This is a genomic window from Pseudomonas kielensis (assembly GCF_014236655.1).
GTDB classification, from domain to species: domain Bacteria; phylum Pseudomonadota; class Gammaproteobacteria; order Pseudomonadales; family Pseudomonadaceae; genus Aquipseudomonas; species Aquipseudomonas kielensis.
Window position 1 is genome coordinate 289,513 of sequence record NZ_JACMYG010000004.1, and the last position, 14,104, is coordinate 303,616.

Here is a 14,104-nt window from a genome sequence, read left to right on the forward strand (position 1 = left end):
GCTCGATACGTGGAGCCGACGCCGGATCATTCAGTCGATGCTGGTCAGCAGCCGCAATTTCAGCTGCTTTTTACCCCCCCAGAACACCTTCAAAGCTATCAACCCTGAAAGCTACTCCCGATGACCCGCTCGCCGGTGTACCGGCTCTCCCCTGTTTTGGATGGCCTGAGGCTAAGGATAGTTGGTAATCCGGGAGGTAAAGGAGCAATGCGCAATTTGTTGTGTGCGACCGTTCGTCAGCCCACGGGGGACGTGGGCTGGAGCGTTGAAAAAAATTATTCGTCGCTGCTTTTCGTGGTTTCCGAAGGATAAGTCGTACGCCACAGCTCGAAGCCACCGTCCATGCTGTAGACGTCGGAAAACCCCTGGCTGATCAGGTAGGCGGCAGCGCCCTGGCTGGAGTTGCCGTGGTAGCAGACCACCACCGTTGGCGCGTCGAGGTCGGCGGCGCGGATGAAGTCCGAGATGGAGTGGTTGTCCAGGTGCGTGGAGCCGCTGATGTGCAGCGCGGCGTAGGTCGCGGGGTCGCGGATATCGACCAGCACGGCGCCTTGTTCACGCAGGGCTTGGGCTTGTTCGGGGGGGATACGTTTGAATTCGCTCATGGCGGGCTCCTGTGGCCAGACTGATAGCGCAGCCTAGCGCTTGATGCTGGCCGACAATGGTTCGGGGGTAGGTGGGGCGACTGGCAGCGCGATATGGCCGTGCTCGTCGCACTGGCAGCTCAGGCGTACGCCGGTGTCGATGTTCAGCAGGGTCATGGCGCCGCCCCAGACGCAACCGGTATCGAGGGCGATGACGCCGGGCTCGTCGCACCGGCCTTCGAGTGCGGCCCAGTGACCGAAAATGATCTTCAGGCCGCGCGTCTTGCGATCCTTGTGCTTGAACCAGGGGGCGTAGCCGGGCGGCGCGGTGTCGGCGCCTTCCTTGCCCTTGAGGTCAAGCTTGCCTTCGCTGGTGCAAAAGCGCATGCGGGTGAAGTAGTTGGTGATCACCCGTAGGCGGGGCACGCCTTTGAGGTCGCTGTCCCATTTGGCCGGCTCGTTGCCATACATGCCATCCAGGTAAGGGACGAGCAGGTTGTCGTCGCGCAGGGCAGCCTCGACTTCGGCGGCGCACTTGAGGGCCTTGCGCAAGGACCACTGTGGCGGGATGCCGGCATGCACCAGCGCCATGTCGCGGACTTCGTCATAGTGCAGGAGCTTTTGCTGGCGCAGCCACTCAAGCAGCTCCTTGCCGTCCGGCGCCTCGAGAATTTCGCGCAGGGTGTCGGCTTTCTTCAGGCGCTCGATATTGTTCCCGGCGGCCAGCAGGTGCAGGTCATGGTTGCCCAGCACACAGACCAGCGACTGGCGGATGCTATAGAGGAAGCGCAAGGTCTCCAGCGACTGCGGGCCACGGTTGACCAGATCGCCGACCAGCCACAGGCGATCGGTCTGCGGATCGAAGGCGACCTGCTTGAGCAGGCACTGCAGGGGCTCGAGGCAGCCCTGCAGATCACCGACGGCATACGTCGCCATCAGTGCAGGGCTCCGGGCACCGCCAGGCGGAAGGGTGCGATGATGGCGTCGAAGTGTTTGCCGTCTTCGGCGAGCATCTGATAACTGCCCTGCATGTTGCCCACGCGGGTGGTCATTACGGTGCCGCTGCTATAGGTGTGGCTCTGGCCGGCAGCGATCAACGGTTGCAGGCCAACCACGCCCGCCCCACGAACCTCTTCGACATGGCCGTCGCCATCGGTAATCACCCAGTGCCGCGAGAGCAACTTGGCCGGTAGCGAGCCGTTGTTGTGCACGGTGATGGTGTAGGCGAAGGCGAAACGGTTCTGCTCGGGTTGCGACTGTTCTGCCAGAAAGCGAGTGACGACGCTGACGTCGACCTGATAACGAGGATCGGACATGCAAGAAGGCCTTAAAAGCAAAAGCGCAGATTACCTAACGCGAGAGGTGATCAGTCTAGGCCAACTGGCAGGCTGTAGGCCAGAGATGCTGTGGCCGAGGACAGGAGAACGATCTGGTCTGCCTTGTAGGAGCTGGGTTGCCAGCGAGTGGATCTGTCGACTTTGCCGACGCCATCGCCAGCAAGCTGGCTCCTACAGGGGCTCTGAGTTACTCAGCGGCTGGCGCGGGCTGGATTGCCAACTGATCGGCCAGGCGCACGAAGGCTGCCAGGTCGAGCTGTTCCGGGCGCAGGCTGCCATCGACGCCGGCGGCTTCGATTTCAGCGTTGCTGAGCAAGGCCTTGAGGGTGTTGCGCAGGGTCTTGCGACGCTGGTTGAAGGCTTCGCGAACAACCCGCTCCAGCAGGCGGTGGTCTTTGGCCGGGTGCGGCAGTACTGCGTGGGGCACCAGGCGCACGATAGCCGAGTCGACTTTGGGTGGCGGGTTGAACGCGCCAGGGCCGACGTTGAACAGGTGTTCGACCCGGCAGTGGTACTGGACCATGATCGACAGGCGGCCCCAATCGCCGCCACCAGGACCCGCCGCCAGACGCTCGACCACTTCTTTTTGCAGCATGAAGTGCATGTCGCGAATGATCCCGGCGTTGTTAAGCAGGTGGAAAATCAACGGCGTGGAGATGTTGTATGGCAGGTTGCCAACCACCCGCAGGCTGTTGGGCGCGGCGTTCAGGCTGTTGAAGTCGAACTTCAGCGCATCGCCCTGGTGCAGGTTGAAGTTGCTCTTGCCGGCGAACTGCTGGTTGAGGATCGGGATCAGGTCTTTGTCCAGTTCCACGACATCAAGCTGCGCGCCGCTGTTGAGCAGGCCTTCGGTCAGGGCGCCCTGGCCCGGGCCGATTTCCAGCAGGCGGTCGTCGGCCTTGGCGTGGATGGAGCGCAGGATGCGGTCGATTACGCCGGCGTCGTGCAGGAAGTTCTGGCCGAAGCGCTTGCGCGCCCGGTGTTGGTAATGCTCGGTCATAAACGGGTCTCGGCCATCTGGTAGGCGGTTTCCAGGGCGACTTGCAGGCTGCCGGTGTCGATTTTTCCGCTGCCAGCCAGGTCCAGGGCGGTGCCGTGGTCGACTGACGTGCGGATGATCGGCAAGCCCAGGGTCACGTTGACTGCCGCGCCGAAGCCTTTGTACTTCAACACCGGCAGGCCCTGGTCGTGGTACATCGCCAGCACTGCATCGCAGTGCTCCAGATATTTGGGGGTAAACAGAGTGTCGGCGGGCAGGGGACCACGCAGGTCCATGCCTTCGCCGCGCAGACGCTCAAGGGTGGGTTCGATGATATCGATTTCTTCATGGCCCAGGTGGCCGCCTTCGCCCGCGTGGGGGTTGAGCCCACAGACGAGGATGCGGGGCTGGGCGATGCCGAATTTGTGTTGCAGGTCGGCGTGCAGGATCCGCGTGACCCGCTCCAGGCGCTCCGGGGTGATTGCGTCGGCAATCTCTCGCAGCGGCAGGTGAGTGGTCACCAGGGCGACGCGCAAGCCACGGGTGGCAAGCATCATCACCACTTGGGGGGTGTGAGTCAGGTCGGCCAGGAACTCGGTATGCCCGGAAAAGGCGATCCCGGATTCGTTGATCACGCCCTTGTGCACCGGGGCGGTGATCATTCCGGCAAAGTCGCCATCCAGGCAGCCCTGGCCCGCGCGGGTCAGGGTTTGCAAGACAAAGGCGGCATTGGCCGGGTCCAGTTGACCTGCAACGACCGGGGCCGTGAGCGGTGTATCCCAGACGTACAGGCTGTTGGCGGGCGCGGGAACGTCCGGCCAGTGCCCGGGGCTGACGCTCAGCAGATCAACGACCACACCCAGCTGCGCGGCCCGCTCGAGGAGCAGGTCGCGGCTGGTGATGGCTATCAGGGGGTATGGCTGGGCGTGCGAGGCGAGCAGCAGGCACAGGTCGGGACCTATGCCGGCTGGTTCGCCGGGTGTCAGAGCGAAACGTCTGGGTTTCACTTCGACGCCTGGTCGACGCCAGGGAGCTTGATTTCAACGTAGGCTTCGTCACGGATCTGACGCAACCAGGTTTGCAGCTCTTCGTCGTACTTACGGTTACGCAACACGGTCATCGCTTGTTGATCGCGAGCCTGGCTGGTGCTGTCGGTGGCGCGACGGCCAAGGACTTCCAGGACGTGCCAGCCGTACGGGCTCTTGAACGGCTTGGACAACTGACCTTGAGGGGTGTTGTTCATCACGGTACGGAATTCCGGTACCAGCGCGTTCGGATCGATCCAGTTCAGGTCGCCGCCGTTGAGGGCGGAGCCTGGGTCTTCGGAGTAGGTCTTCGCCAGTTCGGCGAAGTCTTCACCCGATTCGATGCGCTCGTAGAGTTTCTGTGCCAGGCGCTTGGTTTCTGCTTCGCTGCGGATCTCGCTCGGCTTGATCAGGATGTGACGAACGTGGACTTCGTCACGGGTCTGATTACCACCGCCGCGTTTTTCCAGCAGCTTGAGGATGATGAAACCGCCAGGGGTACGTGCAGGTTGGGTGATGTCGCCGACGGACATGGCACTCAGTTCACGGTCGAACGGCGGTGGCAGTTGAGCGGCCTTGCGCCAGCCCATGTCGCCGCCTTCCAGGGCGTTGTCGCTGCCGGATTTGGCAATCGCCAGTTGGGTGAAATCAGCGCCCTGCTTGAGTTGCTGGTAAACCTCCATCGCCTGACGGTACGCACCCTGAATCGCTTCGGAGTTGGCGCTTTCCGGGGTAGGAATCAGGATGTTGGCCAGGTGCAGTTCTTCCGACAGCTGCATCTTGCCAAGGTCGGAGGCGAGGAAGTTCTTCACTTCCTGCTCGGTGACCTGGATGCGCTCGGCGACCCGACGCTGACGCACACGGCTGATGATCATTTCACGGCGTACCTGCTCGCGTGCGTCTTCATAAGACAGGCCATCGCGGGACAGGGCGGCGCGGAATTGATCCACGGTCATGTTGTTGCGCTGGGCAATGGTGCCGATCGCCTGGTTCAGCTCTTCATCGGTGATGCGGATGCCGGAACGCTCGCCGATCTGCAGTTGCAGGTTTTCGACGATCAGGCGCTCAAGCACCTGTTGTTCCAGCACGCCGGCCGGTGGAACGGCCGAGCCACGCTTGGCGATGGTTTGCTGGACTTCGTGAACCCGCTGGTCCAGTTGGCTCTGCATGACCACGTCGTTGTCGACGATGGCCACCACTTTGTCGATGGACTGCACCGCGGCACTGGCCGCGGTACTCAGGAACAGCGCGCCCAGCATCAGCGGGCGCAGACAATCAGAAAGCTTGGTCTTCACGTTCACGATAACCTTGGATGCCTTTGTCGAGGAAGCTCTCTACTTTGGTGCCAACTACGCCACCGAGACCTTTCAGAACGATTTGGAGGAAGATGCCGTGGTCGCCTTTTTCGTTTTGCGGGGCTTCCTGACTGAATTCGTCATAGGACACCCAGTAACGGTTGATCAGGCGCAGTTTCCAGCAGCAGTTGTCGTATTCGAAACCACCGAAGGCTTCCAGCGTACGGTTGCGGTTGTAGTCGTACTGCCAGCGGCTGATGGCGTTCCATTGCGGCACGACCGGCCAGATGACCGAGAAGTCGTGCTGTTGAATCTTGTAGTAATCCTTGACGTAGCCAGGCTGGCCCGGGGTGCCGTAGTCGCCGCCGAACTGCCATTTACCAGTGTTCTGGTTGTAGATCACTTGGTCATTGCGATAACGATAACCGGCGTTGATAACCTTGTTCGGGTTGTCTTCAGGCTGGTAGTGGAACATCGCGCTGCCCGAGCGAGGGCTGTGGCTGTCCGGGTCCCAGTTGTAGTCGGCCGTGGTGCTCCAGTCACGGTTCCAGTTGTATGCGTATTCCAGGGCATACGGTGAAACGCTCGACTGAGCATCTTTGCGATCTTTCACATCAATCCCCGGCAACTGGACTTCACGGTCTTTGAAGTACACGGCCTGGCCGACGCTGATGCGTTGACGCTCGAAGCCGTTGTCTTCGATCCAGCGGTTGGTTACGCCCAGCGACAGCTTGTTCTCGTCACCCACGCGGTCGGAGCCCGAGAAGCGGTTGTCGCGGAACAGCGAGGCGTAGTTGAAGGTGTATTCGCTGGTGTCGAATACCGGAATATCTTCCTGGTTCTTCTCTGGGACGTAGAGGTAGAACAGGCGAGGTTCCAGGGTCTGGCGATAGTTCTTGCCGAACCATTGGGTATTGCGGTCGAAGTACAGGCCGCTGTCGATGCTGGCGATCGGCACCCCACGGCTCTGGTTGCTGTCGAAATGGCCGTTGACATTGTCTGTCCCGGCGGCGGCAGCAGCTTGATCCTGAGCCACGATCTGGCTCTTGCCGATACTGTCCAGGTCGAGTTGGTACTGGGTGTATTGGTATTTGAGCGCAGGCTTCACGAAGCCGTACGTCCAGTCGAGCGGCAAGCTGACCGTAGGTGCCAGGTTCAGGCGGTCACCTGTGGCGCGCGCCAGGCCTTGGATGTTGTTGTCCAGGCGTGGGGATGAGTTGCCATCCTGATCCACGAAGTCGCCGGTTTTCAGGTCCCGGTCAAACCGCACGAGCTCGGTCTGGTAGGCAAAGTTCAGCCCGCCCGGTTGCTGTGGCAGGAAACCGTTGAAGGTGATCTGCGGCAGGCGGTCGTATGGCGTGAGGTTGGACACCGACGCCAATTCATAGGCCTGGGCATTGATCCGCGCGGTGAAGGTGTCGCCACGGTAGCTGACAGCACCTTGCTGATTGACGAAATCGGAAACGCTTTTAACGCCCAACTGGTCAGTCTGCAGATCCTGGAAGTAGTACGGATCGCTGATCTTGGTGTAGTCGACTTCGGTGAATACCCGCGAGTCCAGGCCACCCTTGTGCTGCCAGTTGTACATGTAGCGGGTTTTTTCGTAGTCGGACTGCTGCTTGCGCTCGTCTTCCTGGTCGTCCAGGTACGCAGCACCGAACTGGCCCTCGCTCGACTTGGTCAGGTAGCGAGCCTCGCCTTCCAACAACATGCCGCGCTTGCTCATGTAACGCGGGTACAACGTGGCATCGTAGTTCGGCGCCAGGTTGAAGTAGTACGGCGTCACCAGCAGCATCCCGGTATCGCTGCCGCTGCCGATGGTCGGCGGCAGGAAGCCGGACTGGCGGCGGTCGTCGATCGGGAAGTAGATGTACGGCGTGTACAGGACTGGAATGTCCTTGACCCGCAGTGTCACGTTGGTTGCGGTACCGAAGCCGGTCGCCGGGTTCAGCGTGATGTTGTTGCCCTTGAGCTGCCAGGCGTTGCTGTTGGGCTCACAGGTGGTGTAGGTACCGTCCTTGAGGCGGATGATCGCGTTTTCTGCACGCTTGGCGTACAGCGCGTTACCACGCACACGGGACTTGTGCAGCACGTATTCGGCGTTGTCGACCTTGGCTTCGCCGGTGTCCAGTTGCACGTCAGCGTGGTCGCCGACGATCAGCGCGCCGTTGTCGCGCACCCGGACGTTGCCGTTGAGTTCGCCACGGTTCTCGGCCTGGTACAGGCTGGCCTCGTCGGCCTCGACCTGCATGCTGCCTTGGCGCATGACTACGTCACCGGCGAGGGTGGCAATCTGCTGCTCCTGCTGGTAGCGGGAGGCCTTGGCGCCGATGAAGGTCGGCGAGTCGCTTTTACTCGTCTTGTCATTCATGCCAGGACGGGTCGGTTCGACATAGGCGCCGGAGCAGTACGGACCGGTTTCGGCCAGTTGGGCAGCGGTGAGCTGTTCACGCGGGACCCAGTCGAGGTGACTGTAGTCGGTGCTGCGCGACTTCAGGCCGCGACCCTCGGCTTCGGTGACCAGCGCCGGTTTGTCCGCGGTTTCGTCGGCAACGTTGGTGTCTGCTGCCGATCCGTTGCCCGAGCTGACCGCACTGGCATCATGCACAGGGCGCGGAGGCAGTTGAGCCGCGTTGGTTTTCGGCGCGCAATCCCAGGCACCCGAAGCAGAGACTGAGCAGTCATACTGTTCCGCGGCGACCACGAAGGAAGTGGCTAGAGGTTGCAGGGCCAGCAGACTGCCGGTAACCAACAACGGAAATTTTTTACGAAACGCGGGGGATTTCAATGCCATCTTATTAGTCCGGGCTTCCTGCGTGCCATCTGCCCGCGGTGTGGGCCGCACGCCTCTCGATGGTCTGAAAAAGATGCTGGATAATAAAGCATGACCCGCTTGACGGCTAGCGCCGTCGGAGACCCTTGCAATGCCTGATCAAGATGTACGCTTGATACACCTGAAAGTTTGGCTCGATGAGCAATTGGCCATCCTGTTTGCCGCACAAGGCTGGGGGGCTGTGCCCCAGGCCACGTTGACTGCGGCCAGCAGCGACGCGAGTTTCCGCCGTTATTTCCGCTGGGAAGGTGATGGCAGAAGTTTTGTCGTCATGGATGCGCCGCCGCCTCAGGAAAACTGCAAACCGTTTGTGGATATCGCCTTTTTGCTGGCGAAATCCGGGATTAACGTGCCGAAAATCTACGCAGAGGACCTCGAACGCGGATTTCTTTTGCTCAATGACCTGGGTAACCAGACCTATCTGGACGTAATCAACGACGAAAACGCCGATGGCTTGTTCAATGACGCCCTGCAGGCGTTGCTGGCTTTCCAGCAATTGCCGATGGTGGCGCCGTTGCCCAGTTATGACGTGGCCCTGTTGCGTCGCGAGCTGGAACTGTTCCCTGAGTGGTACGTGAAGCGCGAACTGGGGATCGAGTTCGACGCGCACCAGCAAGCCCTCTGGCAGCGTGCCAGCGACCTGTTGATCGACAGCGCCCTGGCCCAGCCGAAAGTGCTGGTGCATCGCGACTATATGCCGCGCAACCTGATGATCAGCGAGCCGAATCCAGGCGTGCTGGATTTCCAGGATGCGGTGTACGGCCCGGTGACCTACGACGTGACCTGCCTGTTCAAGGACGCCTTCCTCAGTTGGCCCGAAGCCCGCGTGCTCGACTGGCTGGAGCGTTACTGGCAACAGGCCGGCGCACTCGGGATTCCAGTCCAGGCGGATTTCCAGGAGTTCCTGCGAGCCAGCGACCTGATGGGTGTGCAGCGCCATCTGAAGGTAATCGGGATCTTCGCCCGTATCTGCCACCGCGACGGCAAGCCGCGCTACCTGACGGACGTGCCGCGGTTCTTTGCTTATATAGAAGCCGTATTGGCCCGTCGGCCAGAGCTGGCGGAGTTGGCTGAGTTGCTGGCCAGTCTGCGCCCGGCGCCCGGAGCTTGTGTATGAAGGCAATGATTCTGGCGGCCGGCAAGGGTGAGCGCATGCGCCCCTTGACGCTGACCACCCCCAAGCCACTGGTGCCAGTCGGTGGCGTACCGCTGATCGAGTACCACCTCAAGGCTTTGGCGGCGGCGGGTTTTACTGAGGTGGTGATCAACCACGCCTGGTTGGGTCAGCAGATCGAAGACTACCTGGGGGACGGTTCGCGTTATGGCCTGAGCATTCAGTACTCGCCGGAAGGTGAGCCTCTGGAAACCGGGGGCGGGATCTTCCGTGCCCTGGGGTTGCTGGGCGAGGGTGCCTTTGTGGTGGTCAATGGCGACATCTGGACCGATTACGACTTCAGTGCGTTGCGCCGGCCACTGGCCGGCTTGGCCCACCTGGTGCTGGCCGATAACCCGGCCCACCACCCAGGTGGGGACTTCGCCCTGGTCGAAGGACAGGTGTTCGACGGCCAGGCCGATGCGCCGACCCTGACCTACAGCGGCATCGCCGTGCTCGACCCCAAGCTGTTCGCCGGTTGCACCGACGGTGCCTTCAAATTGGCGCCGCTGTTGCGCAACGCCATGGCCCACGGACAGGTGAGTGGCGAGCGACTGCCGGGGCATTGGGTGGATGTCGGCACCCATGAGCGTCTGGCCGAGGCCGAACACTTGCTGCAAGCGAGCCGCTGAGATGTTGTGGCCAGGGACTCTGATCGGAGCCGGGGCGGGGTTTGCCATCGCCAGCATTCCGGGGGCCATGCTCGGTGCATTGTTGGGGCAGGCGCTGGATCGGCGCCTGCAACTGCAAAGCCTGGGGCATCTGCGCGAGCGCCTGGGCGGGCGTGCGATGCTGCGCAACGATGAGTTGCTGTTCGTGCTGCTCGGGCGCCTGGCCAAGAGTGATGGCCGGGTGGGTGACGGTCATATCTACCAGGCGCGCCAGGAAATGCGCGCACTGGAGATGAACGAGTTTGCCCAGAAGCGTGCCATTGCGGCGTTCAATCGTGGCAAGAGCGGGCATGATCGGTTGCGCGGTTACCTGCGCCGTCTGCGTGCCCAGCCCCATGCCGCCGAAGGGGTACTGCGGGCGTGCTGGCGGATGGTCTGGGCAGACGGGCGTGCAGGACGTGCCGAACGCGAACTGCTGGCCCAGTGGGGCAAATGGCTGGACTGGACGCCGGAGCAGGTGCACGCCCTGGCCCAGGATTACGAACCGCACAAGCGACCCTTGGCCAGCAGTGGCGAGGCTTACCAGCACGCCATGCGCCTGCTGGGGGTGACGCTGAGCAGCGAGCCGGACCAGATCAAACGGGCCTACCGGAGGCTGCTCAGTCGGCATCATCCGGACAAGATCGCTGGCAGCGGGGCTTCGCCGTCCCAGGTGCGCGAAGCGACGGAGAAGACCCGGGAGTTGCACAGCGCCTATGCGTTGATCCGTCAGCGGCGCGACTTTCGCTAGGACGCCGTTGCCCTGCCTAGGGCAACGGCGCAGCGTTGTTCTGCGGACTCAACCAGCCTCGCACCCGCCGCACCAACTGTTCCTGTTGGGCGGCGTTGTTGCCGGGCAGGGCGTTCAGGGAAATCTGCCGGAAACTCGAATCCTTCAACCGCTTGCTGGCCTGCAGGCGTTCCTGGGCCGCGCGTTGCAGCAACGGTTTGTCGTTGTAGTACAGATCCAGGGTCGGCAATTTCAAGCCGGTGGTCAGTTCCGTCAACCCGGGAGTGCTGGAGGCGGGAACCTGGGCGGCGACCATCACCAGTTTCGCGACTTGAGCCGGCTGTTTTTCGCTCAGGTAACGGGCGGCCCAGTAAGCCCCGGTGCCGTGGCCGAGCAGGACGATACTGCGGGCGTTCTGTTGCTCGGCAAAGGCCAGGGCGGCGTCGATGCGCAAAAAGATGCGCAGGGCATCGGCCTTGAGCTGCTCATCGTGGGTCTGCGCCACCGGCTGATCCGCCACCTCACCTTCGCCACCGGCTACTTGCTCGATAGGGGCTGCGGTGCTGGCGTCTTTACTCGGGGGCTCGCTGCTGGTCGGTGCTGGTGCACTTTCGAGGATGCGCGGCTGTGGGGCATTGCTTTGCAGGTCCGGCAGGGTAAGACTCAGGCTGCTCCAGTCGGCGTCGGGCAATTTTTGCCGCAAGGGAGCAATTGCTTGAGGCCAGTCAGCGGTTTCGCCCGTGCCCGGGATGATAATCACCGTGCCTTGGGGCTCGCTGGTGTTGGCCGGTTGCCACAGGGCCAGGAACGTCTCGCTGCCCGCCGGCAACTGTTGCTGTTCGCCAGAGGGCAAGCTGCGTTGCAGGGCAGCGGCTTCTTCCTGGCTACGCTCAGGCAGGGGCTGGCGTTGCTCGGACGGTTCGCTGGCAGCAGGTTCTGTTGGCTCGGCAGCCTGGGCGGAAAAGACGCCAGGCAAGATCAACGACAGGCACAATGCTGGCAGTGCCAGGCGGTAGACAGGGGGCATCGGATATTCCAGGCCAGAAGTATTCCCGGCAGCCTAATGGGTTGGTCAGTATTTGTCAGTGTGTGAGAGTTCCCATGAAACGTCTTTGCTGCCTGTTGCTTATCGGCTGTTTCTGGCTTCCCTTGATGGCCTGGGCGGCTGGCGCGCCGCCTGCGCGCGTGGCGCAACTGAACAGCGAGCAACGGCAATGGCTGGATCGTCACCCCGAGTTGCGGGTCGGTGTGGTGCTGCAGGCGCCTTACGCACAGTACGACCGGCGTCTGCAGCGCCTGTCCGGGGCCAACGTCGAATTGATGCAGTGGCTGGCCAGCGCCCTGAAGATCGAGCTGACCTGGCGTAATTTTCCCGATGTCGCGCAGTTGGAGCAGGCGGTACGTGAGGGCGAGGTCGACATGGCCCCGGGCCTGACCCAAACCCCCGCTGGCCTGCGTTTGTGGCAATTCACTGACCCCTACATGCGTGTGCCGCAATTGGTGGTGGGGCAACAGAAGGGCGCCGGCGCGGTGGACCTGGAGAAACTCGACGATCAGTCACGGGTCGCGGTGCGGATGCCCAGTGCGATTGCCGATTATCTGCGCAGCAACTACCCCAACCTCAATTTGCAGGGCGTCCCCCTGGAGCGCCAGGCCCTGCAACTGCTGCTGTCCCAGCAAGCGCGCTACGCGGTCATCGATGAGGCCCAACTCAGCCGGCTGTCCGTAGAACCGGAGTTTGCCGGGTTGGCCGTGGTGGGGGATATCGGCCTGCCGCAGTTGCTGCGGGTGGCTACCCGTCGCGATTGGCCGGAGTTGGCCGGCATCGTCGAAAGTGCCTTGCACGCGATCCCGGCCAAGGACCTGGAGCAATTGCACGCACGCTGGCTGCAGCCCAAGTACCCACGTTTGTCGGAGTCCCCGGGGTTCTGGCAGAACCTCTGCCTGTTGCTGGGGGTGTTGCTGCTGAGCGCCATGGCTATTGTGATCTGGCAACGACGCCAGCAACACCTGCTCGAGCAGCGCTTGCTGGCCGCCCGGGAGGACATTGCCCTGCGCGCGGCCAGCGAAGAAGCGTTGCGCCTGACGCAATTCTCCATCGATCAAAGCACCGTCGGGATCCTCTGGGTCAACTGGGACAGTCACGTGCGCTACGCCAACCGGGCGGCCGAAGACATGCTGGGGTATGCCGTGGGCGGGGTGATCGACCGACCGCTGATCGACTTCGAGCCCAGCTTGCACATGGACCGCTGGTTGAACCTGTGGAAACGCGCGCGGGCCAGCGAGGAGGGGCCACAGAGCTTCGAAACCAATTGCCTGCGCGCCGATGGCAGCATTTTGCCGGCTGACGTGACCTTGAGCTTTCTGCGTTTTCGCGACAGCGAATACCTGGTGGTCTATCTCAACGATGTCACCGAGCGCCGGCGGGCCCTGGCGGCCTTGCGTGAGAGCGAGGCACGCCTGCAGGGGATTGCCGCCAACGTCCCGGGCCTGGTGTTTCGTCTTGAACGGGCGCCGGTGACCGGGCAAATCGACTTTGCCTACATCAGCGAAGGCAGTGAGAGCCTGGTGGGCTACTCGCCCGCCACCTTGAGCCATCGCGACATGGGCCTGCGCAGCGTGGTGCATCCCCAGGACAGAGCCAGTTATCACCGCACCCAGGATCACGCGCTGGACACCGACAGTGACTGGTCGTGGCAGGGCCGCATCCTCACCCGCCAGGGTCAGCAGCGCTGGGCCGAGATCAAGGCCATCACCCGCCGCCTCGACGATGGCGCCTTTGTCTGGGACGGGATCGTCTGGGACATCAGCGAGAGCAAGCGCATCGAACTGGAGCTGGCCAGCTCCCGGGAGCAACTGCGTGAGCTGTCGGCGCACCTGGAGAGTGTGCGCGAAGAGGAAAAGGCGCGGATTGCCCGGGAGGTCCACGATGAGTTGGGGCAAATGCTGACGGTGCTCAAGCTGGAAACCTCGATGTGTGAGCTGGCCTACGCCGATCTGGACCCTGGCCTGAGTGATCGGCTCAACAGCATGAAGCGCCTGATCGCGCAATTGTTCCAGCTGGTGCGGGACGTGGCCACGGCGCTGCGCCCACCGATTCTCGACGCCGGTATCGCCTCGGCCATCGAGTGGCAGGCCCGGCGTTTCGAGGCGCGCACCCAGATTCCCTGCCTGGTGCAGGTGCCCGACAACCTACCGGTGCTCAGTGATGCCAAGGCCATAGGCCTGTTCCGGATCCTCCAGGAGGCACTGACCAATGTCATGCGCCACGCCCAGGCGCATACTGTGGAGCTGACGCTGGTGCTGGAAGACGGGCAGTTGTGCCTGACCGTCAGCGACGACGGTGTAGGTTTTGTCGCTCAAACTGGTAGGCCGACGTCCTTTGGGGTAGTGGGCATGCGCGAGCGAGTGTTGATCATGGGTGGCACACTGCTGCTCGACAGCGAACCGGGCGAGGGCACCACCCTTGAGGTTCGTGTGCCTTTGCATGAAGCGTGCAGCTGATTTTTCTGGAGAAG

At 62.3% G+C, this 14,104-nt stretch carries 12 protein-coding genes; 4 read left to right on the forward strand and 8 right to left on the reverse strand.

What is annotated here, in order from left to right:
- Positions 1-275 precede the first annotated feature (275 nt).
- The 7 genes from glpE to H7995_RS06195 all read right to left on the reverse strand — a co-directional run bounded on the left by glpE (position 276) and on the right by H7995_RS06195 (position 8,014).
- Positions 276-605, reverse strand: a complete 330-nt coding sequence (gene glpE / locus H7995_RS06165) for a thiosulfate sulfurtransferase GlpE (RefSeq protein ID WP_166591567.1) — start codon at positions 603-605, stop codon at positions 276-278.
- Positions 606-638: 33 nt separating this feature from the next.
- Positions 639-1,520 (reverse strand): symmetrical bis(5'-nucleosyl)-tetraphosphatase, encoded by an 882-nt coding sequence (locus tag H7995_RS06170; protein WP_185818125.1) that lies wholly within the window; start codon positions 1,518-1,520, stop codon positions 639-641.
- Positions 1,520-1,900 carry a Co2+/Mg2+ efflux protein ApaG gene (gene apaG, locus H7995_RS06175; protein ID WP_166591565.1) on the reverse strand — a complete coding sequence of 127 codons (381 nt, stop codon included), beginning with the start codon at positions 1,898-1,900 and terminating at the stop codon, positions 1,520-1,522. Before apaG ends, H7995_RS06170 begins: the two co-directional genes overlap by 1 nt.
- Positions 1,901-2,108: 208 nt before the next feature.
- Complete coding sequence (rsmA, locus tag H7995_RS06180; protein WP_095170572.1) at positions 2,109-2,921, reverse strand: 16S rRNA (adenine(1518)-N(6)/adenine(1519)-N(6))-dimethyltransferase RsmA; 813 nt, start codon at positions 2,919-2,921, stop codon at positions 2,109-2,111.
- Entirely contained in the window at positions 2,918-3,907 is a 990-nt protein-coding gene (gene pdxA, locus H7995_RS06185) for a 4-hydroxythreonine-4-phosphate dehydrogenase PdxA (RefSeq protein ID WP_185818126.1), read from the reverse strand. The genes rsmA and pdxA overlap by 4 nt, the downstream gene beginning before the upstream one ends.
- Positions 3,904-5,220 (reverse strand): peptidylprolyl isomerase SurA, encoded by a 1,317-nt coding sequence (surA, locus tag H7995_RS06190; protein WP_166591563.1) that lies wholly within the window; start codon positions 5,218-5,220, stop codon positions 3,904-3,906. Before surA ends, pdxA begins: the two co-directional genes overlap by 4 nt.
- Positions 5,201-8,014: an LPS-assembly protein LptD gene (locus tag H7995_RS06195; protein WP_185818127.1), complete on the reverse strand. Its 2,814-nt coding sequence runs from the start codon at positions 8,012-8,014 to the stop codon at positions 5,201-5,203. Before H7995_RS06195 ends, surA begins: the two co-directional genes overlap by 20 nt.
- Positions 8,015-8,144: 130 nt before the next feature.
- On the opposite strand from H7995_RS06195, the gene H7995_RS06200 reads away from it, so the two are divergent.
- From H7995_RS06200 to H7995_RS06210, 3 genes are read left to right on the forward strand one after another with little or no spacing between them, the layout of a single operon-like run.
- Complete coding sequence (locus H7995_RS06200; RefSeq protein WP_182342607.1) at positions 8,145-9,170, forward strand: aminoglycoside phosphotransferase family protein; 1,026 nt, start codon at positions 8,145-8,147, stop codon at positions 9,168-9,170.
- On the forward strand, positions 9,167-9,838 hold the full coding sequence (gene murU, locus H7995_RS06205; protein WP_185818128.1) for an N-acetylmuramate alpha-1-phosphate uridylyltransferase MurU: 672 nt from the start codon (positions 9,167-9,169) through the stop codon (positions 9,836-9,838). Before H7995_RS06200 ends, murU begins: the two co-directional genes overlap by 4 nt.
- 1 nt (position 9,839) lies before the next feature.
- Positions 9,840-10,607, forward strand: a complete 768-nt coding sequence (locus H7995_RS06210) for a TerB family tellurite resistance protein (RefSeq protein WP_166591559.1) — start codon at positions 9,840-9,842, stop codon at positions 10,605-10,607.
- 16 nt (positions 10,608-10,623) lie between these two features.
- On the opposite strand, the gene H7995_RS06215 is transcribed toward H7995_RS06210, so the two are convergent.
- A complete protein-coding gene (locus H7995_RS06215; protein ID WP_166591558.1) occupies positions 10,624-11,613 on the reverse strand; it encodes an alpha/beta hydrolase family protein in 990 nt (329 codons plus the stop codon).
- A gap of 74 nt (positions 11,614-11,687) precedes the next feature.
- Here H7995_RS06215 and H7995_RS06220 point away from each other — a divergent pair, with 74 nt between their 5' ends.
- Entirely contained in the window at positions 11,688-14,090 is a 2,403-nt protein-coding gene (locus tag H7995_RS06220) for a PAS domain-containing sensor histidine kinase (RefSeq protein WP_185818129.1), read from the forward strand.
- Positions 14,091-14,104: the final 14 nt, after the last annotated feature.

What these genes read in the sequence shown, in the direction of transcription:
- rsmA (WP_095170572.1), bottom strand. Translation starts at nt 2,921, where the DNA reads ATGACCGAGCATTACCAACACCGGGCGCGCAAGCGCTTCGGCCAGAAC.
- apaG (WP_166591565.1), bottom strand. Translation starts at nt 1,900, where the DNA reads ATGTCCGATCCTCGTTATCAGGTCGACGTCAGCGTCGTCACTCGCTTT.
- H7995_RS06220 (WP_185818129.1), top strand. Translation starts at nt 11,688, where the DNA reads ATGAAACGTCTTTGCTGCCTGTTGCTTATCGGCTGTTTCTGGCTTCCC.
- H7995_RS06170 (WP_185818125.1), bottom strand. Translation starts at nt 1,520, where the DNA reads ATGGCGACGTATGCCGTCGGTGATCTGCAGGGCTGCCTCGAGCCCCTG.
- H7995_RS06195 (WP_185818127.1), bottom strand. Translation starts at nt 8,014, where the DNA reads ATGGCATTGAAATCCCCCGCGTTTCGTAAAAAATTTCCGTTGTTGGTT.
- H7995_RS06200 (WP_182342607.1), top strand. Translation starts at nt 8,145, where the DNA reads ATGCCTGATCAAGATGTACGCTTGATACACCTGAAAGTTTGGCTCGAT.
- H7995_RS06210 (WP_166591559.1), top strand. Translation starts at nt 9,840, where the DNA reads ATGTTGTGGCCAGGGACTCTGATCGGAGCCGGGGCGGGGTTTGCCATC.
- murU (WP_185818128.1), top strand. Translation starts at nt 9,167, where the DNA reads ATGAAGGCAATGATTCTGGCGGCCGGCAAGGGTGAGCGCATGCGCCCC.
- glpE (WP_166591567.1), bottom strand. Translation starts at nt 605, where the DNA reads ATGAGCGAATTCAAACGTATCCCCCCCGAACAAGCCCAAGCCCTGCGT.
- H7995_RS06215 (WP_166591558.1), bottom strand. Translation starts at nt 11,613, where the DNA reads ATGCCCCCTGTCTACCGCCTGGCACTGCCAGCATTGTGCCTGTCGTTG.